Origin of the sequence: Mesorhizobium sp. WSM2240 (genome assembly GCF_040438645.1) — a bacterium.
Classification (GTDB): Bacteria; Pseudomonadota; Alphaproteobacteria; order Rhizobiales; family Rhizobiaceae; genus Allomesorhizobium.
The window spans coordinates 5,618,983-5,641,705 of the sequence record NZ_CP159253.1; the positions used below are offsets into that span (position 1 = coordinate 5,618,983).

Sequence of the window (22,723 nt, forward strand, 5' to 3'; positions counted from 1 at the left end):
TCAAGCATCATCCTGCATGGTTTCTTCCCCACTCCGGCCGGATCTCCGCCTGAGCACGACGTGCGCCGCCAGCCAGCAGAGCATCGCCCAGGCGGCGCCAGCGCACCAGCCGGCCAGCACGTCCGAAGGCCAGTGGACACCGAGATAGACGCGGCTCGCCCCGATCAGGAATGTCGCCAGCACGGCGACGCCAAGGACGTAGATCCTGAGCGCAGTGCTGGGCATTATCCGGGCCAGCAGCGCCCCGAGCGTCAGATAGGTCACAGCCGACATCATCGCGTGTCCGCTGGGAAAGCTCAGCGTGTGCACATCGGCCAGATGCGACACCAGTTCCGGGCGGGGGCGGTCGACACCGAGCTTGAGCACGCTGCTCAGCAATTGACCGCCGGCGACGGAAACGAATACGAACAGGGCGGCGGCCGATTTGCGGACGATCATCAGGTAGAAGATGACGACCGCCGTGAAGAAGATCAGCACCGCCGCACTCCCCAGGCTGGTCATGTCGCGCACCGCCTCTTCCATCCAGAACGGACCGATTGGATTGTCGGGCTGGCCCGGTGTTCGGAAGGCGAGCAGGATGCGCGTATCGAATGCGTGCGGTGTTGTCTCGCGCGCGATCTCCGTAAGTTCGACGAAGCCATAGGCGCCGCCGGCAATGATCATCGCCGCCAGCAGCACGGAAAACGCGGGCCTCTTTCGAAAATAGGTAAAAAATTGCATGGCGTCTCTCGTCGAGGATGTGTGCGGGCGGGCCTTCAACCGCGCTAGACCTATAGGTTCGACGCCTTGGCCGGCAAGTGCGCCAAGGCGCAAAACCTGTCATCCTCCTGTTATAAGACCGCACTAGCCATCGCTCATCTCAAGCCGCCAGCCAGAGGGTCTGCCCGATGAACGAACACGTCTCTCCCGAAACCAAATTCCGCACCAGCCTGCTCGAGGATAATGACGGTCCGGGCCACAATCCGACTGGCAACCGCACGATGGGCGAGATCATCGGCGCACGCTTCTCGCGCCGCGGATTTCTGAAAGGCTCGCTCGCCGTTTCGGCCATTGCCGCCACGGTCAGTCCGATCGCCCTCATCACAGCCGATCAGGCGCGCGCCGGCGGCGGTTCGGCCTTCAGCTTCGACGAGGTCGAGGCCGGCATTGACGAGAACCATCACGTCGCCGCCGGCTACGACGCCGATATCCTTTTGCGCTGGGGCGATCCGATCTTTGCCGACGCGCCGGAATTCGACCCGGCCAACCAGACGCCGGAAGCGCAGGCAAAGCAGTTCGGCTACAACAACGACTATGTCGGCTACATCCCGCTCGACGGTTCGTCCGAACACGGCCTGCTCGTGGTCAACCACGAATACACCAACGAGCATCTGATGTTCCCCGGCATCGTCACCGTCACGGATGGCAAGGCCGAGGTCTCGCCGGCCGACCAGAAGCGGGTCGACATCGAAATTGCCGCCCACGGCATGTCGGTCGTCGAAATCCGCAAGACCGATGGTAAATGGCGGGCCGTTCGCGACGGCAAGCAGAACCGCCGCATCACCGCGAGCACCGAAATGCTGCTGACCGGTCCGGCCGCCGGCCACGAGCGAATGAAGACCAACGCCGATTCGTCGGGAACCAAGGTGCTCGGAACGCTCAACAACTGCGCTGGCGGAACCACGCCCTGGGGCACCGTCGTGTCGGGCGAGGAAAATTTCCACGGCTACTTCATCGGCGAACTTCCCGCCGATCATGCGGAGACGGCGAACTTCAAGCGCTACGGCATCCCTGGTGAGTCTTACGATTGGGGCAAATTCTACGACCGTTTCGATGTCTCCAAGGAGCCGAACGAGGCCAACCGCTTCGGCTGGATGGTCGAGATCGATCCCATGGACCCGAACTCCGTGCCGAAAAAGCGCACCGCGCTCGGCCGCTCCAAACATGAAGGCGCCGAATCGATCGTGGCGAAGGACGGCCGAGTCGTCTTCTACCTCGGCGACGACGAGCGCTTCGACTACGTCTACAAATTCGTGACCGCCGGCAAGTTCAACCCCGACGACCGCGCCGCCAATATGGACCTGCTCGACGAAGGCACGCTCTACGTTGCCAAGTTCGCCGAGGACGGCTCGTTCGAATGGCTGCCTCTGGTCCATGGCCAGGGCCCGCTGACCGCCGAGAACGGTTTTGCCAGCCAGGCTGACGTGCTGATCGAAACCCGCCGCGCCGGCGACCTACTTGGGGCCACCAAGATGGACCGCCCCGAGGACATCCAGCCCAACGCTGCCAACGGCAAGGTTTACGTCATGCTGACCAACAACACCAAGCGCAAGGCCGAGGCCGTTGATGCCGCCAACCCGCGCGCCGAAAACGCCTTCGGCCATATCATCGAGCTAATCGAGGACGGTGGCGACTTCGCCGCAACCGGGGGCAAGTGGGAGATCCTGCTGAAATGCGGCGATCCCTCGGTTGCCGAGGTCGGCGCATCCTTCTCGACCTCGACGACAGCCAATGGCTGGTTCGGCATGCCCGACAATTGCGCGGTCGATTCCGCCGGCCGGCTCTGGGTTTCCACCGACGGCAACGGCCCGAAAGAGACCGGCCGCACCGATGGCCTTTGGGCGGTCGACACCGAAGGAGAGGCGCGCGCCACCTCGAAACTGTTCTTCCGCGTGCCGATCGGCGCCGAGCTTTGCGGCCCGCTGTTCACGCCCGACGACGAGACGGCCTTCGTCGCCGTCCAGCATCCGGCCGATGGCGGCGAGGATTGGGAAGGCTTCGGCCGCCCGTCCTACTACGAGGATCTCTCGACCCGCTGGCCCGACTTCAACGATGACATGCCGGTGCGCCCCGCTGTCGTGGCCATCACCAGGCAGGGCGGCGGCAAGATCGGGGTTTAGCGTAATCCCGCAGCTTGGTGCTGCCCCTCACCCTTACCCTCTCCCCGTGAAGAACGGGGAGAGGATGCCGGCAGGCAGGTGAGGGGCAGCGCCGTGCGTCGTACGAAATCCGCAACTCTCCGGAAGTGCGGAATCCGCGTCAGATACCCGCCGAAGTAAAGTCATCAAACGTCTCTACCGTCCGCTCAGCGCGGGCCCAAGCGTAATCAGCCCGACCGCCAGGATCGCCAGCACGATCCCGCCGCTCTGCAGTGCGTTCAGGCGCTCGCCGAAATAGGCCAGCGCGATCACATTGACCGCGACGAGCTGGATCACCGCAGACAGGCTGAATGCCGAGGCCATACCGAATTCGCGCACCAGCCTGAGCATGATCAGGTTGCCCAGCGAATAGAGCGCCAACGTCAGAAGCAGCTTGGGGATGCTCGGCGCCAGCGCCCAGTATTTCGCCACGGTCGCGGCGAGGAGGAAGATCACGGTGGAAAGGCCGAGCTGAAGCAAGCCGGATAAGGTCAAGGCAGTTTTCTCCCCGTTGCGCCTTAAGACCCGCAAGCGCAGGCGCGATCTCTCGGGCAAAGCCGGCAAGCCGTCAAGATGCCGCCACGGCCGCAAGCCATGGTCCACGCCGGGCCGAACCGGCTGCCAGTCATTTACCCGCCGCTGGCTGCTTGCCCTGTCGCGCCTATATGGCTACCGCTCCCCTCCCGATACAGCGATGGAGAATGAAATGGCGGAACTGAAGACGGCGATCATCACGGCGGGCGGCAGCGGCATGGGCGCGGATGCGGCCCGCAAGCTCGCCGAGGACGGTTTCCAGGTCGCAATCCTGTCCTCTTCCGGCAAGGGCGAGGCCCTGGCCAAAAAGCTCGGCGGCATCGGCGTCACCGGCTCCAACCGCTCGAATGACGACCTGAAGCGCCTGGTCGACGCGACAGTCGACAAATGGGGCCGCATCGATGCGGTGGTCAACAGCGCCGCCCATGGCCCGCGCGCGCCGGTGCTGGAGATCAGCGACGAGGATTGGCATCTCGGCATGGAGATCTATCTGCTCAACGCCATCCGCGTCGCCCGTCTGGTCACGCCGGTCATGCAGGCGCAGAAATCCGGCTCGATCGTCAACATCTCCACCTATGCCGCCTTCGAGCCGGAAGCGCTGTTCCCGACCTCCGGTGTGTTCCGCGCCGGGCTTGCCTCCTTCACCAAGCTGTTCGCCGACAAATACGCGCCCGACAATGTCCGCATGAACAATGTCCTGCCGGGCTTCATCGACAGCCTGCCGGAGAGCGGCGACCGCCGCGAACGCATTCCGATGGGCCGCTACGGTCGCGTGGAAGAAGTGTCGGAGCTTATCGCCTTCCTGGCGAGCGGCCGCTCCAGCTACATCACTGGCCAGAACATCCGCATCGACGGCGGCATCACGAAATCGGTGTAACCGGGGTTGACGTTTCGCCGCCTGCAACAATGTCTCCGGCTGGCGGTTAGGCGTCAGGACCTCATCGGATCGGAGCAGGCGGCCGTGAAAAGAATCCTCATCGCCATCCTCATACTCGCCGTGCTCGCCATTCTGGCCGGCGTCGCCGTTTTCTTGATGACGCGCGAGGAGGCGCCGGTTCCGGTGGAGCAGGGCTACGGCGCCCGCACCGGCTCGCTCGGCCGGCCGGTCGGCATCGCCATCGACTGGCAGCGCGCGCTGCTTGTCGCCGACAATATCGGCAACAAGGTGTGGCGGGTTGTTCCGCGCTGAACGCCAGTCAATTTCTCAACCATAGGCTGCGACACTCCGCCCCGCGCCATAGCGCCGCTTTGACGGCGGGCCAGCCGCCGCTTACCTTTCGGTCGCAACAGCCGGGAACTACTGGCCATGGAAGCAGACCCGCTCATCCTGTCGCGAATCCAGTTCGCCGCGAACATCTCGTTCCACATACTGTTTCCGTCGATCACCATCGCGCTCGGCTGGATGCTCCTCTTCTTCAAGCTCCGCTACAACGCCACGTCCGACGCAGCCTGGATGCGCGCCTACTTCACCTGGGTGAAGGTGTTCGCGCTGTCCTTCGCCATGGGCGTGGTCTCCGGCGTCACCATGAGCTTCCAGTTCGGCACCAACTGGCCGGGCTATATGGAGAAGGTTGGCAACATCGCCGGCCCGCTGCTCGCCTACGAGGTGCTCACCGCCTTCTTCCTCGAGGCGGTGTTCCTTGGCATCATGCTGTTCGGCTTCCGCCGTGTCTCCAACAAGGTCCACACCGCCGCGACCTTCCTGGTCGCCTTCGGCACCACCATGTCGGCCTTCTGGATCCTGGCGCTGAATTCCTGGATGCAGACGCCGGCCGGCTTCGAGATGCGCGACGGCGTCGCCCATGCCACCGACTGGTGGGCGGTCATCTTCAACCCGTCCTTCCCCTACCGCCTCGTCCACATGCTGCTCGCCTCCGGGCTCACCGTATCCTTCTTCATTGCCGGCCTTTCCGCCTTGCGTTTCCTCGTCGGCGACCGCTCGGAATCGATGTGGAAGGCGCTGCGCACCGGCGTCTTCGCCGCCGCTATCCTGATCCCCATCCAGATCTTCGTTGGCGACCAGCACGGGCTGAACACGCTGGAGCACCAGCCGCAGAAGATAGCGGCCATGGAGGCCAATTGGGAGACCGAGGCCAACGTGCCGCTGATCCTGTTTGCCTGGCCCGACGAGGCCGCCCGCGAGAACCGCTGGGAAATCGCGATCCCCAACGCCGGCAGCCTGATCCTGACCCATCACGCCGCCGGCGTCGTTCCCGGTCTCAACGATTTCGTCGGCAATCACCCACCGGTTGCGCCGATCTTCTTCAGCTTTCGCATCATGGTCGGCATCGGCATCCTGATGCTCGTCATCTCCTGGTCAGCCGCATACTTCCTGTGGCGTCGGCAGACCCTGCCTCGGCTCCTGGCCTATCTGCTGGTGCCGATGACGCTGTCCGGCTGGGTTGCGGTGCTCGCAGGCTGGTACACGACCGAAATCGGCCGCCAGCCCTGGCTGGTCACCGGCGTCATGAAAACCCACGAGGCGCTGGGTCCGGTCGCCGGCGGCCATGTCGCGATGACGCTAGCCGGCTATCTCGCGCTCTATCTCGTGCTCATCGTCGCCTATCTCGCCACCTTGGTGCATCTGGCGCTGAAGGCCGCGAAGGACGGCGACGAGTCGCCGCTGCCTTCGGTGCTCGGCCGGCCCTTGTCGCAACCGCTGCAGCATGAGGGGAAGATCTGATGACGCTCGACTGGCCGACCCTCCTCCCGTTCATCTTCGCCGGCCTGATGGGCCTCGCCATCCTGATCTACGTCATCCTGGACGGCTTCGATCTCGGCATCGGCATCCTGTTCGCCTTTGCCGGCGGGGAGGAGCAGGACACTATGGTCGCGGCCATCGGCCCATTCTGGGACGCCAACGAAACCTGGCTGGTGCTTGCCGTCGGCCTGCTGCTCGTCGCCTTCCCGCTGGCGCACGGCGTCATCCTGACGGCGCTTTATCTGCCGGTCTTCGTGCTGCTGTTCGGACTCATCCTGCGCGGCGTCGCCTTCGATTTCCGCGCCAAGGTGCCGACCCACCGTAAGCAGCGCTGGAACCGAGCCTTCTTCGCCGGTTCTCTGATCGCCTCGCTGGCGCAGGGCTACATGCTCGGCGTCTATGTGCTCGGCCTCGCGACCGGCCTGCCGGCCATGGTCTTCGGCGCGCTGGTGGCGCTCTGCCTCGCCGCCGCCTATGCCGCCATGGGCGCGGCCTGGCTCATCTACAAGACTGAAGGCGAATTGCAGCAGAAGGCTGTGCTGTGGCTGCGCTCGGCGCTGGTCTTCACTGCGCTCGGCATGGCCGCCGTGTCGATTGCGACCCCGCTCGCCAGCCCGCGCATCTTCGACCGCTGGTTCGTACTGCCCGACATGATCTATCTGGCGCCGCTGCCCATCCTGTCGGCCATTCTCTTTGCCTGGCTCTGGTGGCAGACCTTCCATATGCCCAAGGCCAATGACCGGCACTCGATGCTGCCCTTCCTGACGCTCGCCGCAATCTTCGCGCTGGGCTTCGCCGGGCTCGCCTGGTCTTTCTATCCCTTCGTGGTGCCGGACAGGCTCACCATCTGGCAGGCCGCGTCCGCCCCCGAAAGCCTGGCGATCATTCTTGTCGGCACGCTGTTCGTGCTGCCGGTCATCATCGGCTATTCCTTCTACGCTTACCGCGTCTTCGGCGGAAAGGCGTCCGACCTGCGCTACGATTGACTGATCAGGAGTTTGCCGCCGGGCTGCGATGCGGCCCGCCTTTCGAGCAGCTTCTCCATGTCCACGCATCCGAAACTCAGGCCGTTGCGAAGTCCGATCGCCCGGCGCGCGGTTTCCCGGTATCCGAGCTCTTGGTAGAGCGCCACGCCGGCGAGGCGAAGGTGAGCGCCGCGGCCGCCGCGGCAGCGGCGATGATGTTGTTCGCTCCTTTCGGTTGGTGTTAAGGCGAGGGGGAGGTTCCCTGCGCGGCCTTGGCGCTCAGGGCCGTGCGGCCGGGCTGTCGGCCCGCCGCGTCATCCGCCGGGCAGCGCCGCTTGGCAAGGGCGGCCGGTTCAGGATCTGGTCTGGGGTAGAGCGCGGCGAAGGTCTTCAGAACCGCATCAGGTGCCGCCGGTGATTGCCGGACGGACAACGCTGGAGGCCGATGTCGCGCAGCAAATGGTCGTTGAAGGTTTCGAGCCGGGGGAGATCCCGGCCTTCAGACGAACGGCATTCCCGCTCCGTCAGCCAGCTTCTGATGCGGCCGGTAATGCCGCTGCGCCGCTCAGCGCCGCTATAGGTCGAGATACTCATGGCAATGCTCCGCATCGGCGGGACGATCCGTCCCGCTGCAAAGTGGGTTCAAACTTCCAAGTAAGCGCTAGATCTGCTGAGATTCAGGTCAGGCCGAGCCTGGAATCGAAGATGGGCGCGCAGCGACCAAAATGGCGGGTTTCGAGAACCGGAGCAGAGCGTACTGCAGTACGTGAGCACCGGAAGCCCAGAAAGCCGCCATTTGCAGGCCGGCATCACCTGAATATCAACTGATCCTACGCAGCCTGCGGCACACATGCCTCGCAGATCGCCTCGATGTGCCGGTGGTCGGTGCCGCAGCAACCGCCTAATATCCGCATCGTCGGAAACGAGGCTCTCAGCCCGCTGTATCGCCGCCCGAGATCGTCCGGGTCGCCCGCATCAAGCGTGATAGATTCGTCCAGTTCGGCATGACTCTTGGCCGAGGCGTTGGCCTTCACACCATAGACGCGATTGAGCCATTTCTCGCCCTTCTTCAGCGCCTGCATGAAATGCGTCGGATGCGCGCAATTGATCATGAAATAGGCCGGCGAGCCATCCGTGGCCTGGTCCGTCAGGGTGATCGCCCGTTCAAGCTCCATTCCGGTCGCCAGCTTGCCGTCCGTCTCGACCGTAAACGAGATTGCGCAGGGCATCCGAGCCGCCTTCGCCGCCCGTGCGATGCCGATCGCTTCCTCGACGGTGTTCATCGTGTAGGCGCCAACCATGTCGGCTTCGCTTTCGACAAACGCCGCGATCTGCGCGGCGTGGTAGGCCTCCGCCTCTCCGGCATCCATTCGGCCCGCCTTGTAACCGTCGCCGCGGGGCCCGATCTGGCCACTGATGACGATCGGCGTCGTTGAAGTCTCGTACTCGCGGCGCAGCTCGGCGATCACGGCCGCGGCGTCCCTGTTGATCGCCCGAAGCGCTTTCGCATCGAAGCCGAGCTTCGCGCCCCAATCGGCGCTCGCCCGCCACGTGGCGGTATCGAGAACGATGCCGACTTCGTTCTTCACCGCGACATCGAGATACTTCCGGTAGTAGTTCTTTATCTGTGTGCGTCCTTCGGGGGTGGCGAGCAGCACGAACGAAGCGAAATGCGGCAGGTCGGCGCCCTCGAGGAAGATCAGCGTCGTTTCCATGCCGCCGTCATTCAGGAAAGTACTGTTGGCGAGTTGCGGCAGATTCTGGCGGTACTTGGCCATGCTTTTCTCCAGTGATAGGATAATTTCCGCGCCGCTGGGTTGCGGCCGGTTCGGAATGGCCGTGTTTTATCCGCACGGGCCGCCGTGAACTAGAATGCTTGCGGTCCGGTAGCGCCGCCGAAGCGGGAACTGCTGAAATTACAGAAGGATAGCCGGACCCGATAGAGCCCGCATCTTTGCCGGTTCATTGTTCGCCGGCCGAAAACTGTACCGCAGGTACAGTAAATTCGAGGGGATTTGGTCATGCGCAAGGGTCAAGAAACCCGCGAACGTATTCTGGAGATCGCCGAGTCCTCGGTTCTCGCCAAGGGATTCGGCGCGACTTCGATCGAGGAGGTGATCGCCGAGGCCGGCATAACCAAGAGCGGCTTCTTCTACCATTTCAGGGACAAGAACGAACTCGCCCGCGCTTTGCTGCTGCGCTATGTCGAGATGGAGGATCGCATTTTCGACGAGGCGTTCAATCGCGGCCGGCAATTGTCGGACGACCCGTTGCAAGCCTTCCTGATCACGCTGAAACTGCTGGCCGAGCTCATGAACGACCTGCCCAACGGCCATCCGGGTTGTCTGGTCGCTACTTTTGTCTACCAGGAACGGCTGTTCGATCGCGAGGTGCGGGAGATGACCGCTGATGCGGCGCGCAAGTGGAGCGAGCGCTTCCGCGCAGCCCTTGCCGGCGTAGCGGAAGCCTATCCGCCACAAGATACCGTCGACATCAACGATGTCGGCGACATGTTCTCCTGCGTGGTCGACGGCGGCATCATTATGTCGCGGGCGCTCGGCGACTCAAGCATCCTGCAACGCCAGATACTTGCCTTCCGCAGCTTCGTGAAGATGCTATTCACGCCCGCCGCCCAAGCCGCAATGCCGCGCCCCACCGCGGTCGCCGCCGAATAATCAGGGTCGTCACCCGCGGCATGGCCCGCGACCTGCCGGCCTCGGCGGTCAAGCGCCTTGTACTTCGCCTGGATTTCGATGCGACGCGGCGGGCGGTGTTGAAACCTCCCGCCGCAGCCGGGTTGGTCGTCGCCTCGTTTACTCTAGCACTGGCCGATATTCGGCACGCACACCCCGGCGCAGCCGCCGCCGAACGGCAGGCACGCGCCGACGCAGCACCGGCCTGGTCCGCAGCAGTCGGAAGGCGCGATGCCCGCTGTTTCGTCCCGCCCTTTGTTCATCTGTCGGGCGACAGGCTTGGCCTGGATTGGAAACTTCATGGCAGTTCTCCTCTGAACCGGCTCGGGATGCACGGTTTGCTTCGAGAGACCCTATTGAGGAAGGGTCTGGATATCGCTCCCGCGGCGATACCTTTAAGCTAGAGACAATCCATGCAGTCGCTTGCCCCGATACCTGCGAAGCAGGCGATGCAAGCTGCCGGTCCCGCAGCGCATGCGGTGACGCATGCGGCTACGGAGGCGGCGCACCTGATGCCCTTCCAGATGTCGCACCCCGACGATCTTACCGCACCATTGAATGGATCGGCACTCCTGCCACGGACGACAGTAGGTGCTTGGTTAGGAAGTCTCATGGTCGTTTCTCCTTCTCGGTTTCATGGCTCATGTAAAATGTGTATGCCGCGGTCGCCACGCTTCAGCTGAAGCAGACTGCCGCGCGGAGGCTCTCGCAGATCGACCGCAGGTCGCCTCTGATACGGCTGCATGCGAGCAGACATCGCGTGCAATCTCCGTTTGATGCGCCCGCCCGCACACGGATTGAGTCGGCAGTGACGCCCCGAAACACCGGCTGGGATTGGGCGGGCAGCCGTATGGACGGGACGCTTCGCGGCGCGGTCTTGCGTGGCGTGCGCGTTCTGCGCGGACATCACGCCCGCCGCGTCCAGCTGCGCACTGCGCCGACGGTGACCGGGATGACGTCGCTAACGTCGACGGTGAAGCGGTAGACCCTGTTGGCGACGTTGGTATTGGCCGGATTGAAGAAGGACAGCTCCACGTCGTAGCAGTCCGAATCCGGGCGGCAGACCGGGCTTTTCTTGACCGCCAGACGGTCGAGGTCGAGCTGATCCCTGGTGGTGCTGCGGATCACGTCGGCGATCTGCACCGCATTGGTCGCCGAATAGTTGATCGCCCGTTCCTCGCCGGTGACGCCGAGATTGCGAAGATCGTAATAGACGCGGTCCAGGAAGTTGGTGAGCCCCGCCGAGGATCGCTCATAGCTCTCGCGCTCGGCCGCGGCCTTCGGGACCGGGCCCAGCACATGCGCGACCAGCGGCTGTGTGGCCCAGCTGTACATGCCGCGGATCGCCGGAACGATGATCGGCACCACCTGGCCCGATTGCAGGCGCATGCTGCCGGAGATCACGCCCGGCACCGAGATCAGTTCGACGCCCTCCACGAGCTGCACCCTGAGCGCTTCGCGCAGGCGGATGTAGGCGTCCGCCCCGAACGGCCCCATCGGCAGGATGGCGTAGATCGGCGTCGCGTCGAGGTTGAGCGTCCAGATCACCGCGGAGGCGTCATAAGGAGCGGCGTCGAGATAGGCGAGCAACTGGTTGGGCAACTGCGGATTGTTGGCCTCGGCCGGCATCGCCTGCGCCAGCGAATCGCGCCGCGCCTCGGTGCCGAAATCGTAGCCGAGCTTGCCCAGCGCATAGACCAGCTGCGGCTTCTTGGCTTCACCGCCCTTGCCGCCGCAACCGCAGCCGCAGTCCTTGTGATCCTCGCCGGCGCTCTTGCCTTTTCCGCCGCAGCCGCAGCCGCAATCCGAAGGCTCGATCTGCCCGGACGCGGTCACGGCCGACGGCTGCGCGAATTCCTCCACCGCTTCGGCCGCTTCGTCGCTCGACATCGCGATGCCGCCGCCTGCCGCTGGATGCGGCATCGCCGACGGCCGGAAGGCTGCTTCGGCCGGCGCCTGCGAGACCATGTCCCGCTCAGCGAAAATATTCATCTCGGTTTTCATGTCGTGTCCCCCTCCAAGGTCTCTGATGGTTCTCTCGATATCGATGCTGCCGGCCAGGAACTTTTCGCAACCCATGGCCGCGCCTTCCGGGCATGGTGTCGCGTTGCGCAGGATCGCGGCGCGTATGCCGTGCGGGTCGGGCGTTTCGCCTCTCGCCAATTGCGCTGCCGCGAGCAGGGCGCACACGCCCGGCACGTAGGGCGCGGCGAAGCTCGTCCCGCTCTTGGCCACCGTGCCGCCGCCGGGCGCCGCGCCCAAAACCTCCATGCCCGGCGCCAGCACCCCCTGGCTCGCATAGGCCGCGCCCCAATTGCTGGAGGCGAGCGGCGCGCCGTCGTGGCCCATCGCGCCGACCGCCAGAACCGAGGGCGCCGCCGCCGGAATGTGCAGGCACTCGCAGCCGTCGTTGCCTGCCGCCGCCACGATCAGCACGTTGCGCCTGAGGCAGGTCTCCACGGCCTGCGCCAGGATCGGCTCCGCCAGGCCAGACGGCGTCAGCTGGCCGCCGCTGATGTTGATGATGTGCGCGCCGTGCTCGACCGCAAGCAGGATCGCCCGCGCCAGGTCGAGCTGCGAGCAAGTCAGCCCGCTGCCCGCATCGGAGAAGATCGGCGCGATCAGCCCCCGGCAGGCCGGCGCGATGCCGCGCACCGGGCTGCCCGGCTGGCCGAAGATGACGCTGGCGACATGGGTGCCATGCGCCAGCGCCCGCCCGCCGCCGCTTCCCGCCGCCAGCGTCGGAAGCTCGGTCAGCTTCGCCCCTGCAAAACACGGATGCGCGAGATCCACCGGCCCGTCCAGCACCGCGATCGTGATCCGCTCGTCGCCGCCCGGCAGCGCCCTTTCCAGTTCCGCATAGGTCTTCGACCCCTGCACGCGACGGCTCCCCTGGACCGATGTCCAACCCCGCGGCCATGGTGTTCCTCTCTCAAGGAAAAGTCAACTATAGATTGTATTATCATTTTTGATACAACCAATGCGATCTGCGGTTGCCGCTTCCCTCATCCTGGCCTGTCGAAGGCCCCCTCATCCTGAGCCTGTCGAAGGGCTGAGCCTGCCAAAGCGCCTGTCCTGAGCTTGTCGAAGGGCCGCGCTTGCCGCACTGCACCGCCCCTGCTACATGCGCGCGCATGACAACACCCCTCTCCCACATCCGCAATTTCTCCATCGTCGCCCATATCGACCACGGCAAGTCGACGCTCGCCGACCGCCTGATCCAGTCGACTGGCGGTCTGGAGCTGCGCGACATGAAGGAGCAGGTGCTCGATTCGATGGACATCGAGCGCGAGCGCGGCATCACCATCAAGGCCCAGACCGTGCGCCTCAACTACCGCGCCAAAAACGGCGAGGACTATGTGCTGAACCTCATCGACACGCCCGGCCATGTCGACTTCGCCTACGAGGTGTCGCGCTCGCTCTCGGCCTGCGAGGGTTCTCTCCTTGTCGTCGACGCCTCTCAAGGGGTCGAGGCGCAGACGCTGGCCAACGTATACCAGGCCATCGACAACAACCACGAGATCGTCGTGGTCTTGAACAAGATCGACCTGCCCGCCGCCGAGCCCGAGCGCATCAAGGAGCAGGTCGAAGAGGTCATCGGCCTCGACGCCTCCCAGGCCGTCTACATCTCCGCCAAGACCGGCCTCGGCATACCCGACGTGCTGGAGGCGATCGTCAACCAGCTTCCGCCGCCGCGCGAGGGCGACATCAACGCGCCGCTCAAGGCCATGCTGGTCGACAGCTGGTACGACACCTATCTCGGCGTCATCGTTCTGGTCCGCATCATCGACGGCCGCCTGAAAAAGGGCCAGACCATCCGCATGATGGAGACCGGCGCCAGATATCTGGTCGAGCGCACCGGCGTCTTCACCCCCAAGATGATCACCGCCGAAGAGCTCGGTCCCGGCGAGTTCGGCTTCTTCACCGGCTCGATCAAGGAGGTGGCCGACACCCGCGTCGGCGACACCATCACCGAGGACAAGCGCCCGACCGCCGCCGCTCTCCCCGGCTTCAAGCCGGCGCAGCCGGTGGTGTTCTGCGGCCTGTTCCCGGTCGACGCCGCCGACTTCGAGGATCTGCGCGCCGCCATGGGCAAGCTGCGCCTCAACGACGCCTCCTTCTCCTTCGAGATGGAGACCTCGGCCGCGCTAGGCTTCGGCTTCCGCTGCGGCTTTTTGGGTCTGCTCCATCTCGAGATCATCCAGGAGCGGCTGGAGCGCGAGTTCAACCTCGACCTGATCGCCACCGCGCCATCCGTCGTCTACCGGATGAACCTCACCGACGGCACGGTGAAGGAACTGCACAACCCGGCCGACATGCCGGACCTCGTCAAGATCTCCTCGATCGAGGAGCCGTGGATCCGCGCCACCATACTCACCCCCGACGATTATCTCGGCGGCATTCTGAAGCTCTGCCAGGACAGGCGCGGCATACAGGCCGACCTCTCCTATGTCGGAAAGCGCGCAATGCTCATCTACGATCTGCCGCTCAACGAGGTGGTGTTCGATTTCTACGACCGGCTGAAGTCGATCTCCAAGGGCTATGCCTCCTTCGACTACCAGCTCACCGACTACCGCGAGGGCGACCTGGTGAAGATGTCGATCCTGGTCAATGACGAGCCGGTCGACGCGCTTTCCATGCTGGTCCACCGCTCGGCGGCGGAAAAGCGCGGCCGCGCCATGTGCGAGAAGCTCAAGGAGCTGATCCCGCAGCACATGTTCAAGATTCCGATCCAGGCGGCGATCGGCGGCCGCATCGTCGCCCGCGAGACCATTTCCGCCCTGCGCAAGGACGTGACGGCCAAATGTTACGGCGGCGACGTCACCCGCAAGCGCAAGCTGCTGGAAAAGCAGAAGGAGGGCAAGAAGCGCATGCGCCAGTTCGGCAAGGTCGACATTCCCCAGGCGGCGTTTATTGAAGCGCTGAAGATGGGGGACAATTAAGCGCCTTTATCTCCCCCCTTGCGGGGGAGAAAGGGCGCGGCATCGCGTTCCCGGCGGCGCAGGTCTGTTCGCCAGGTTTCGAGAAGCCGTCGCCGTTCAGGTGTGCCTCACGACGTGTCGGGCGCGGGAAGCGCCGGGGCCTCCCGCCACGGGTGGACCGATCCGGCCGGCTCGGCGCGCGACAGCCCGGCTCGCGGGCCGGCCTCGCCGACGACGCGCCGGGCCTCGGCCAAAAGGACGCCCAGCACCAGCGCCAGCACCCGCAAACCCGCCGCCAGGCGTGCGGCGTCGTCGAGCGGCGCGGGCTCCGGCGCGACATCGCCGCCGCATGCCGGAGAGCCGGTCGCCATGCCGAGGACAAGAGCGCGCGCCTCGGCCTCGCCGCGGCCAAGAATTTCGAGCACGGTGCGGCGACGGCGCAAGGGCAGGCCGGCCGCACGGTCGGCCAGCGACGCCATGAGGAGAAGGAGCGCCAGTATGCGCTCCAGCACGTACCGGTGCCGGTTCACCTCCCTCATCCCCTCAAATCGTCCCATCACGCACTCCTGTTTCGGACGGACGGAGTATGAGGGCGGCGCGGAGGGCGTGGATAAATTTGCGCAAAAAAAATTTGGAGGGCTCGGGGCGATCCGAGTCTTGCCGCAATCCCAGGCGTCGGCGACTTGGCGCGGACCGCGCTGCAACTGGGGACTACAACGCTTAATTGAATGGCTTTAACATGCCGCCGGGTTGTTGAGTCGGGGGGAACGATGGACATCGCAAAATGGGCAGGCATGGTCGGCAATGTGGGCCGGCATCAATACGAGGATCGTCTGGCCACGCTAAAGCGAAAAGGCATTAATACCGCGTCGATCGAAAAGACGATAAAAGCTACGGGAGAATCTCTCGATCATCGAGATAACGTCTCATTTGTGATCTTCGGCGAGCCGCAAAGCGGCAAGACCGAAATGATGATCGCGCTGAACGCCAAGCTCCTGGACGACGGTTATGACGTAATCATCAACCTACTGACCGATAGCGTCGATTTGCTCCACCAAAGTCTCTCAAGATTTCGAGGTGCCGGTCTTAGCCCGTCGCCGAAACAGTTTTCTGAACTCCCCTCGAATGCACGAGAGATCAAGGGGAAGCAGTGGGTGATCTTCTCAAAAAAGAACGCAAGAGATTTAGAAAAACTGAAGGAATCTCTCAGGTTTGTTGACAAGGTCATGGTCATTGATGATGAAGCTGACTACGCCTCTCCAAACGCAAAGATAAATTCAGGCGACAGGACCAAGATTAATTGGCTTATCCAGGAGCTCATCAAGGGTAGAGGACAGTACATTGGGGTGACGGCCACAGCAGCTAGACTTGATCTTAACAATACCTTCGACAACAAAACCGAAAGATGGGTGGATTTTGAGCCGCATCCTGAATACGTCGGTCAGGAGTTTTTCTTTCCACAAAATGGAAAGGTTACATATATACTCAAGCAATTTGAGGCGGACGAAGGAAATGAGCGTTTAGAACTGCGTAGCGCGATATATCATTTTTTATGTGGAGTGGCTGAGCAACATCAGAAAGGCTTATCTGAAAATTTCACTATGATCGTCCACACCAGCGGAAAGACATCAGAACATCGGGAGGATTTCTCGATCGTGGAGGAAACGCTTGGGATACTGGCAAATCCAAATCATAGAAAATTTGCCTCAAGTATCAGTCAGCTCCTGAAGGTCGCCCAGGACTTTGGGTCTCTCGGACCCGATTCAATCGTCGAATTTGTGCTTAAAAATATAAACAAGAATCAGATAGTAGAGATAAATTCTAAGAGAAGAAACGACAATATATCAGATATACTAAATCCAAAAAGCTTATTTTCTTTTGGGGTAGGTGGAAATATTATATCTCGGGGCGTTACGTTTGACAATCTTCTCTCTATGTATTTTACGCGGAGCGTAAAAGGGAAATTCACCCAAGATACCTACATTCAGCGCGCTCGAATGTTTGGTAGTCGCGGGAAATATAAAAATAGCTTCCAATTGTGGGTCACGAAGTCGCTGCTAACAAATTGGACGAAATGTTTCGCGTTTCACAAGCTAGCGATCGAGGCCGCACGATCGGGAATGGGTGCCCCGGTTTGGTTGTCTGACCACAAGACATCCCCTACCTCTTCTGCCTCGATAGATCGCTCCTCCGTTGATTTCGAGGACGGCGAAATGTCGTTCGCGCTTTTCCAGTTCGACAAGACTAAATCCTATATGGGTGACGAAAAGCTCAAGGACCTTCAACGGCTAGATGCTCTGCGAAAGTCTGTGCCCGCGGGCGTTTTTCCGGACTATGTGTTCAACTATCTAAAGACGCAGCATGAGAAGGAAGGTGACATCTGTTTTCACCCGTCTTCCGCGTTCGGTGTGACGGCTCGATATCCGCAGTCCGAGATCGACGCAGTGAGGAGGAGCAAAGGAATTTTCTCGACCAATGAATTTGCCAGGGGTGGGCGGCCAGACGCTAGGCATCATCTGAAAATTTACTACAACCCAAAAGGCAAAGCGCGACTTTTCTATAAGATTAACGGTAAAACTATTCGCTTTATGCAAAATAGAAGATGATTTCTGAATCGGCGCGATATTACGGTGTGGTGTTGTCGTATTTAGTAGACAACACTGATGGTCCTATTTTGATTTGCCAGCAGGAAGACGCTCTACCTGGAGAGTACCTTATCAACGAATCTGTATCAGTTTTGATTAAATACTCCACTAGGAGGAAGGGGCCGTGGTCATTTAATGTCCATAGAAGCCACTTGCTACGCGTGAAACAGATCAGCAAATCTGTGCAAAAGAGCGTGGTCGTGTTCGTTTGCGGCTCCGACGGAATTGTAGCGATTGCCCTAGACGATCTTAATAAAATCGTCGTCGACGGACCTGCCCAGCAAGCAATCTCGGTACGCCGCAAATTAAGACAGATGTACGGACTGAAGGGCCCGGCTGGTGGGCTCGATCGCCGGCTGTCCAGAGGCAGTCTGGCATCTCTTATCCAAGCATAGGGAACCTCGTGAAGCACATACATCCTTTCCCCGCTAGAATGGCACCGGAAATCGCGCTTGAACGCATCCTAAAAATGAATGCGGGTCAGGTCGTATTAGACCCGATGGTCGGATCGGGCATGGTGCTCGCTGTCGCAGCTCGTAACGGTATTCGCGGTATCGGTGTTGATTTAGATCCTTTGGCTCGGCTCGTATCGAGAACATGCTCGACCAGGATTGATGACTCCAAGGCACGGTCGGCACTAGTTCAGCTTATTTCTCGAGCTCAGATGACGGACCCCCGGAAGATCTGCCTGTCCTGGATGGACGATGACAAAGAGACCCTAGCATTTGTGAGGTATTGGTTTGGAGCGAAGCAAATTGCGCAATTGCGAGCGCTCAGCTATCACCTGATTGAAAGACCTTTGCTCGAAAATGGCCGAATACTAAGAGTTTTAATGGTATCCCTGAGCAGGCTTATCATTTCTAAGGAGCCGAAGGCGTCGTTAGCGCGTGACACCGCGCATAGCCGACCGCACCGCACGATCAAGCAAAATGAGTTCGATATTTTTGATGCCTTACCCGATTCACTCGAACATGTTCTCTCGGCGCTAGAAAGCGATAAAATCGCTGTTAACTCTCGGACATTTCTTGGTGATGGGCGCAAGCTAGCGAATATTCGTACTAGCAGTGTGGATGCTGTTGTGACGTCCCCGCCTTATTTGAATGCTATCGACTATATGCGTGGCCACAAATTTTCGTTGATTTGGTTTGGTTATCGGGTCGAAGACTTAAGGAGGATCAGAACCCTGTCGATCGGATCGGAGCGATCAGCAAATGCAGAGGTTGCGGCTGGATTTGAACTTGCTGCTAAAGAGCTTGCACTAGATCGTCTTTCCTCGCGGCATTTGAGGGTATTGGCCCGATATTTCGAAGATTTGTCGGCTCAGCTCCGCCAAACGAAGAGAGTTCTTAAGTTAGGCGGCTCGGCATGCTATGTAATCGGCAATTCGGAAATTCGGGGCATCTCCGTGGCTAACAATGAATTGTTGAAGCGAGCGGGGCTGACCGCTGGCCTTTCAGTTCTGTCCGAGACAGTTAGGAAAATCCCCGACAAAAACCGCTATCTTCCACTTCCATCACAAGTCGGAAATGCATTAGGCAAGCGTATGCGAACTGAGCATGTGCTTGAGTTCATTAAGGCTGCATGATTGATTGTTCGGGAACCTCCTTGCGAATTCTGGCAAAGTTCCGCCTAACGTGCTGAAATCGCTATCTCTCTCGCAAGGGGAGAGATAGAAGCGCTGCCATGCGAGCCCTCATCCAACGTGTCTCCTCCGCTTTCGTCGCCGTCGACGGCCAGACCGCCGGCGAGATCGGCCCCGGCCTTCTCGTGCTGGTCTGCGCCATGCAGGGCGACGGGGAGAAAGAATCCGAATGGCTGGCGCGCAAAGTGGTCAACCTCCGCATTTTCCGCGACGATGCCCGCCGCATGAACCGCTCGCTGCTCGACACCGGCGGCGCGGCGCTGGTCGTCAGCCAGTTCACGCTGGCGGCGGAAACCAAGGGCAACCGGCCGGGCTTCTCCACCGCCGCCGCGCCCGACGAGGGCAGGCGCCTCTACGAGCATTTTTCGCAAAAGATCGCCTCGCACGGCGTCACGGTCGCCAACGGCGTCTTCGGCGCGGAGATGAAGGTCTCGCTGGTCAATGACGGGCCGGTGACGATCTGGCTCGACACGGCGGAATGAGCGCCCGTTATCTCGCCCTGGCGGGGTGGGAAAGGCCGCCTCTCCCTTCATCATCCTGGGGCAAGCGCAGCGGAGCGAGCGCGACCCTAGGATCCGTGCCGTATCAATGCGGCAGCGCTCCTGCGGATCAGAACAAGCCGTGGCCAGGCCCGCGCCGATCCCCATCCTGCGCCGCCTCAGTCGTCCGCCAGGTCACGGCATGGATCCTCGGGTCTGCGCTGCGTCGCTTCGCTCCTGGCTACGCCCGAGGATGACGAAGAACAACGTTTCCAAAAAATTTGCCAACTTTATCCACACCCCCAAACCCTACCGCATAATCCACTCGTCCTTCCTGCCGGGAACGCTCTGGGGTCGTTCGAAAGCGGGGAAGGATCGGCGCCTCCGCTCCACTGCCGTCGAAGCCATGGGCCGGGGAGGCCCCGGCGATTGCCGCTTCCAAAACTCCCGGCCGCGTGCCAATCTCAACGGCGCGGCCGGGTGGGCCGTTTCTTTGTTTCCGGGGGCTTTTCCATGAACTTTTCCGCCGTGGCGCGCCGCGCCGCATCGTCCGCTTGCGCGGCAGTCCTTCTCGGCCTTGCAGCGCTCGCCGGCTCGGCCGGCGTCGCCGGCGCCGACGACGTCACCTTCATCATGAACAACGGCCATCCCAACGCCGTCCGCGTCGAGCTTTACAGCCAGGACCGCGATCATGTCTGGCCGGGCGGCGGCGAGGATTATTATCTCGACGACGGCGAGACCAAGGAGATGTCGCTCGCCTGCAAGGCCGGCGAGACCATCTGCTACGGCGCCTGGATCGACGGCGACGAAGACACCTATTGGGGCGTCGGCCCCAAGGACCGGCAGAGCTGCGACGATTGCTGCTACGTCTGCGAGGGCGGCGAAACCGAGGAGATCAATCTGGTGCCGTGAGTTTCCTTCTCCCCCCGATTCTGAGCTTGTCGAAGAAACGGGAGAAGACGCCGGCGGGCGTATGAGGGGCAGCGCCGACGCCCGAACGGCCAAGCGCTAATTCTGGCCCAACCCGGCGCGGCTAGCCTGCCGCAGAGCGATGGTCTAAAGGGCGCGGACGCAGAAAAATCCGTCCACGCCCCTTGGAACGCCCGCCAGAATGACCGCCAGGAAAACACCGCCCGCCTCGCCGCTTTTTCTCGGCATCGATACGGGCGGCACCTACACCGACGCCGTGCTCTGGTCGGAGGCGGCGGGAGTGGCCGCCAAGGCCAAGGCGCTGACCACGCGCCACGATCTGGCGGTCGGCATTTCCGGCGCGGTCGGCGCGGTGCTGGAAAAGGCGAAGGTCGACCCGGCGGCTATTAAATTGGTGTCGATGTCGACCACGCTCGCCACCAACGCCCTCGTCGAGGGACAGGGCGGGCGGGTGGCGCTCATCATGATCGGCTTTTCCGAGGCCGACCTTGCCCGCGACGGGCTGAAGGCGGCGCTCGGCACCGATCCGGTGGTGTTCTGCGGCGGCGGCCACGACGTCCACGGCAACGCCAAACCGCTCATGCTGGAGGAACTGGAGGCGGCGCTGCCGGAACTGGCCAAGGGCGTTTCGGGCTTTGCCGTTTGCGCCTATTTCGCCACGCGCAACCCTGCGCACGAGATCGCGGCGCGCGATCTGATCCGCGAGAAGACCGGCCTTCCCGTCACCGCCAGCCACGAGCTATCGGCAAAACTTGGCGGTCCGCGCCGGGCGCTGACGACGCTGCTGAACGCCCGGCTGATCTCGATGATCGACCGCCTCGTCGCCGCCACCGAAGGTTTTCTGGCCGATCGCAACATAAAAGCTCCGCTGATGGTCGTACGCGGAGACGGCGCGCTGGTCTCCGCCGCCTTCGCCCGCGCGCGGCCGATCGAGACCATCCTGTCCGGTCCGGCCGCCAGCCTCGTCGGCGCCCGCCACATGACCGGCCTCGACAACGCCGTCGTCTCCGACATAGGCGGCACCACCACCGACGTCGCCGTGCTCGACAAGGGCCGCCCGCGGCTGGACCCGGAAGGCGCGACCGTTGGCGGTTTCCGCACCATGGTCGAGGCGGTCGCCATGCGCACCTTCGGCCTCGGCGGCGATTCGGAAGTGGCGCTGGAGGAGGGGGGCCTGCGCCCGCGCCTGTTGCTCGGCCCCCGCCGCCTCGTGCCGCTGGCGCTGGCCGGTATGGTTCATGGCGAGGCCGTCACCGCAGTGCTCGAGCGGCAGTTGCGTGCGCCGAACCCCGGCCGTATGGACGGCCGCTTCGCCGTCCGAACCGGCGTGCCGGAACGGCTCGCTGCCGGCCTATCCGGACCGGAAGCGAAACTCTACGAGGCCATCCGCGCTGTGCCCCTGCCGCTCGTCACTCTGCTCACGTCGAACGCGCAGAATGCGACGCTGAACCGCCTGGTCGCGCGCGGGCTGGTGCATGTCGTCGGCTTCACGCCTTCCGATGCGGCCCATACGCTCGGCAGGCAGTCGAACTGGGACGCCGCCGCCGCCCGGCTCGGCGCTGAGCTTTTCGCCCGCAAGCGCGACGGCCGCGGACAGCCGATCGCGGCGAGCCCGGAGGCTCTCGCCGAGCGCGTTCTCGCGGCGCTCACCCGCTGGTCGGCGGAAGTCATCCTCGAAACCGCCTTCGCCGAAGATGGCCTCGACGGCGCGGCAACTGTCGCTCACGCGCTGGTGCAGCGCTCGGTCGACGGCCATGAAGGCATCGCGCGGCTGACCGTGGCGCTCGACCGTCCGGTGATCGGCCTCGGCGCGTCGGCCCCGCTGCATTATGCCGGGCTGCCGCAACTGGTCGGCAATGAATGCGTCGTGCCGGACGACACCGATGTCGCCAACGCGCTCGGCGCGGTGGTTGGGCAGGTGCGCGTCTCGGCCGAAGCCGGCATCAGCCAGCCGAAGGAAGGGCTGTTCCGCGTCTCGTCGGGCGACACCGTCCGAGATTTTTTGAGCGAGGCCGAGGCGATCGCCGTCGCCGAGGCCGACGTGCGCGAGATCGCCGCCTCCCGTGCCCGCGCCGCCGGCACCGACACGGCCGAGATCGAGGTGCTGCGCGAGTTCCGCACCTCGACGGTCGAGGGCCAGCGCATGTTCATCGAGGCGCAGATTCTTGCCGTCGCCACCGGCCGCCCGCGCATTGCGGTGTAGACCCGGCGGAATTCGTCCACGCTGCCCCTGCGCTATCCCGGCATTACCGGAACTTAGGGTGAATTGACCCGTTCCGCCCGGCATGGTCAAAGGCGGGAAAATCATGAAGTCC

20 protein-coding genes are annotated in these 22,723 nt (G+C 62.7%); 13 read left to right on the forward strand and 7 right to left on the reverse strand.

The features are described from left to right. On the reverse strand, nucleotides 1–720 hold the full coding sequence (locus ABVK50_RS27995; RefSeq protein ID WP_353643476.1) for a phosphatase PAP2 family protein: 720 nt from the start codon (nucleotides 718–720) through the stop codon (nucleotides 1–3). A 167-nt stretch (nucleotides 721–887) separates the two neighbouring features. Here ABVK50_RS27995 and ABVK50_RS28000 point away from each other — a divergent pair, with 167 nt between their 5' ends. Further along, the gene (locus ABVK50_RS28000; protein ID WP_353643475.1) at nucleotides 888–2,879 is read left to right on the forward strand and encodes a PhoX family phosphatase; all 1,992 of its coding nucleotides are present in this window, start codon (nucleotides 888–890) and stop codon (nucleotides 2,877–2,879) included. Between the two features lie 174 nt (nucleotides 2,880–3,053). Here the strand turns inward: ABVK50_RS28000 and ABVK50_RS28005 are convergent, their stop codons facing one another. Next, entirely contained in the window at nucleotides 3,054–3,392 is a 339-nt protein-coding gene (locus tag ABVK50_RS28005) for a hypothetical protein (RefSeq protein ID WP_353643474.1), read from the reverse strand. A gap of 211 nt (nucleotides 3,393–3,603) precedes the next feature. Between ABVK50_RS28005 and ABVK50_RS28010 the strand changes: the two genes are divergently transcribed. From ABVK50_RS28010 to ABVK50_RS28025, 4 genes are all read left to right on the forward strand, one after another. Then, nucleotides 3,604–4,308, forward strand: a complete 705-nt coding sequence (locus ABVK50_RS28010) for an SDR family oxidoreductase (RefSeq protein WP_353643473.1) — start codon at nucleotides 3,604–3,606, stop codon at nucleotides 4,306–4,308. 84 nt (nucleotides 4,309–4,392) lie between these two features. After that, nucleotides 4,393–4,620, forward strand: coding sequence for a hypothetical protein (locus ABVK50_RS28015; RefSeq protein ID WP_353643472.1), 228 nt, complete (start codon nucleotides 4,393–4,395; stop codon nucleotides 4,618–4,620). A 117-nt stretch (nucleotides 4,621–4,737) separates the two neighbouring features. Next, entirely contained in the window at nucleotides 4,738–6,114 is a 1,377-nt protein-coding gene (locus tag ABVK50_RS28020; protein ID WP_353643471.1) for a cytochrome ubiquinol oxidase subunit I, read from the forward strand. Next, nucleotides 6,114–7,118, forward strand: a complete 1,005-nt coding sequence (locus tag ABVK50_RS28025; protein ID WP_353643470.1) for a cytochrome d ubiquinol oxidase subunit II — start codon at nucleotides 6,114–6,116, stop codon at nucleotides 7,116–7,118. Before ABVK50_RS28020 ends, ABVK50_RS28025 begins: the two co-directional genes overlap by 1 nt. A 369-nt stretch (nucleotides 7,119–7,487) precedes the next feature. On the opposite strand, the gene ABVK50_RS28030 is transcribed toward ABVK50_RS28025, so the two are convergent. Beyond that, on the reverse strand, nucleotides 7,488–7,691 hold the full coding sequence (locus tag ABVK50_RS28030; RefSeq protein ID WP_353643469.1) for a hypothetical protein: 204 nt from the start codon (nucleotides 7,689–7,691) through the stop codon (nucleotides 7,488–7,490). Nucleotides 7,692–7,927: 236 nt separating this feature from the next. Continuing rightward, nucleotides 7,928–8,875, reverse strand: coding sequence for a homocysteine S-methyltransferase family protein (locus ABVK50_RS28035; protein ID WP_353643468.1), 948 nt, complete (start codon nucleotides 8,873–8,875; stop codon nucleotides 7,928–7,930). A gap of 243 nt (nucleotides 8,876–9,118) precedes the next feature. Here ABVK50_RS28035 and ABVK50_RS28040 point away from each other — a divergent pair, with 243 nt between their 5' ends. Then, nucleotides 9,119–9,772 carry a TetR/AcrR family transcriptional regulator gene (locus ABVK50_RS28040; protein ID WP_353643467.1) on the forward strand — a complete coding sequence of 218 codons (654 nt, stop codon included), beginning with the start codon at nucleotides 9,119–9,121 and terminating at the stop codon, nucleotides 9,770–9,772. Nucleotides 9,773–9,915: 143 nt separating this feature from the next. Here the strand turns inward: ABVK50_RS28040 and ABVK50_RS28045 are convergent, their stop codons facing one another. Then, nucleotides 9,916–10,092 (reverse strand): hypothetical protein, encoded by a 177-nt coding sequence (locus tag ABVK50_RS28045; RefSeq protein WP_353643466.1) that lies wholly within the window; start codon nucleotides 10,090–10,092, stop codon nucleotides 9,916–9,918. Nucleotides 10,093–10,696: 604 nt separating this feature from the next. Beyond that, complete coding sequence (locus tag ABVK50_RS28050; protein WP_353643465.1) at nucleotides 10,697–12,670, reverse strand: PatA/PatG family cyanobactin maturation protease; 1,974 nt, start codon at nucleotides 12,668–12,670, stop codon at nucleotides 10,697–10,699. A 254-nt stretch (nucleotides 12,671–12,924) separates the two neighbouring features. Between ABVK50_RS28050 and lepA the strand changes: the two genes are divergently transcribed. Beyond that, complete coding sequence (lepA, locus tag ABVK50_RS28055) at nucleotides 12,925–14,733, forward strand: translation elongation factor 4 (protein WP_353643464.1); 1,809 nt, start codon at nucleotides 12,925–12,927, stop codon at nucleotides 14,731–14,733. Between the two features lie 107 nt (nucleotides 14,734–14,840). Here the strand turns inward: lepA and ABVK50_RS28060 are convergent, their stop codons facing one another. Beyond that, complete coding sequence (locus tag ABVK50_RS28060; protein ID WP_353643463.1) at nucleotides 14,841–15,272, reverse strand: hypothetical protein; 432 nt, start codon at nucleotides 15,270–15,272, stop codon at nucleotides 14,841–14,843. Between the two features lie 210 nt (nucleotides 15,273–15,482). On the opposite strand from ABVK50_RS28060, the gene ABVK50_RS28065 reads away from it, so the two are divergent. From ABVK50_RS28065 to ABVK50_RS28090, 6 genes are all read left to right on the forward strand, one after another. Beyond that, complete coding sequence (locus ABVK50_RS28065) at nucleotides 15,483–17,318, forward strand: Z1 domain-containing protein (RefSeq protein WP_353643462.1); 1,836 nt, start codon at nucleotides 15,483–15,485, stop codon at nucleotides 17,316–17,318. Further along, on the forward strand, nucleotides 17,315–17,752 hold the full coding sequence (locus ABVK50_RS28070; protein WP_353643461.1) for a hypothetical protein: 438 nt from the start codon (nucleotides 17,315–17,317) through the stop codon (nucleotides 17,750–17,752). The genes ABVK50_RS28065 and ABVK50_RS28070 overlap by 4 nt, the downstream gene beginning before the upstream one ends. A gap of 38 nt (nucleotides 17,753–17,790) precedes the next feature. Then, on the forward strand, nucleotides 17,791–18,942 hold the full coding sequence (locus ABVK50_RS28075) for a hypothetical protein (protein ID WP_353646984.1): 1,152 nt from the start codon (nucleotides 17,791–17,793) through the stop codon (nucleotides 18,940–18,942). Between the two features lie 98 nt (nucleotides 18,943–19,040). Next, nucleotides 19,041–19,481 carry a D-aminoacyl-tRNA deacylase gene (gene dtd, locus ABVK50_RS28080; protein ID WP_353643459.1) on the forward strand — a complete coding sequence of 147 codons (441 nt, stop codon included), beginning with the start codon at nucleotides 19,041–19,043 and terminating at the stop codon, nucleotides 19,479–19,481. A 510-nt stretch (nucleotides 19,482–19,991) separates the two neighbouring features. Then, nucleotides 19,992–20,390: a hypothetical protein gene (locus ABVK50_RS28085; protein WP_353643458.1), complete on the forward strand. Its 399-nt coding sequence runs from the start codon at nucleotides 19,992–19,994 to the stop codon at nucleotides 20,388–20,390. Nucleotides 20,391–20,589: 199 nt separating this feature from the next. Continuing rightward, complete coding sequence (locus ABVK50_RS28090; RefSeq protein ID WP_353643457.1) at nucleotides 20,590–22,611, forward strand: hydantoinase/oxoprolinase family protein; 2,022 nt, start codon at nucleotides 20,590–20,592, stop codon at nucleotides 22,609–22,611. Nucleotides 22,612–22,723: the final 112 nt, after the last annotated feature.

Coding starts and splice junctions, on each gene's coding strand:
- ABVK50_RS27995 (WP_353643476.1), bottom strand. CDS start 720: ATGCAATTTTTTACCTATTTTCGAAAGAGGCCCGCGTTTTCCGTGCTG.
- ABVK50_RS28000 (WP_353643475.1), top strand. CDS start 888: ATGAACGAACACGTCTCTCCCGAAACCAAATTCCGCACCAGCCTGCTC.
- ABVK50_RS28010 (WP_353643473.1), top strand. CDS start 3,604: ATGGCGGAACTGAAGACGGCGATCATCACGGCGGGCGGCAGCGGCATG.
- ABVK50_RS28020 (WP_353643471.1), top strand. CDS start 4,738: ATGGAAGCAGACCCGCTCATCCTGTCGCGAATCCAGTTCGCCGCGAAC.
- ABVK50_RS28025 (WP_353643470.1), top strand. CDS start 6,114: ATGACGCTCGACTGGCCGACCCTCCTCCCGTTCATCTTCGCCGGCCTG.
- ABVK50_RS28030 (WP_353643469.1), bottom strand. CDS start 7,691: ATGAGTATCTCGACCTATAGCGGCGCTGAGCGGCGCAGCGGCATTACC.
- ABVK50_RS28035 (WP_353643468.1), bottom strand. CDS start 8,875: ATGGCCAAGTACCGCCAGAATCTGCCGCAACTCGCCAACAGTACTTTC.
- ABVK50_RS28040 (WP_353643467.1), top strand. CDS start 9,119: ATGCGCAAGGGTCAAGAAACCCGCGAACGTATTCTGGAGATCGCCGAG.
- ABVK50_RS28045 (WP_353643466.1), bottom strand. CDS start 10,092: ATGAAGTTTCCAATCCAGGCCAAGCCTGTCGCCCGACAGATGAACAAA.
- lepA (WP_353643464.1), top strand. CDS start 12,925: ATGACAACACCCCTCTCCCACATCCGCAATTTCTCCATCGTCGCCCAT.
- ABVK50_RS28065 (WP_353643462.1), top strand. CDS start 15,483: ATGGACATCGCAAAATGGGCAGGCATGGTCGGCAATGTGGGCCGGCAT.
- ABVK50_RS28070 (WP_353643461.1), top strand. CDS start 17,315: ATGATTTCTGAATCGGCGCGATATTACGGTGTGGTGTTGTCGTATTTA.
- ABVK50_RS28075 (WP_353646984.1), top strand. CDS start 17,791: ATGGCACCGGAAATCGCGCTTGAACGCATCCTAAAAATGAATGCGGGT.
- dtd (WP_353643459.1), top strand. CDS start 19,041: ATGCGAGCCCTCATCCAACGTGTCTCCTCCGCTTTCGTCGCCGTCGAC.
- ABVK50_RS28085 (WP_353643458.1), top strand. CDS start 19,992: ATGAACTTTTCCGCCGTGGCGCGCCGCGCCGCATCGTCCGCTTGCGCG.
- ABVK50_RS28090 (WP_353643457.1), top strand. CDS start 20,590: ATGACCGCCAGGAAAACACCGCCCGCCTCGCCGCTTTTTCTCGGCATC.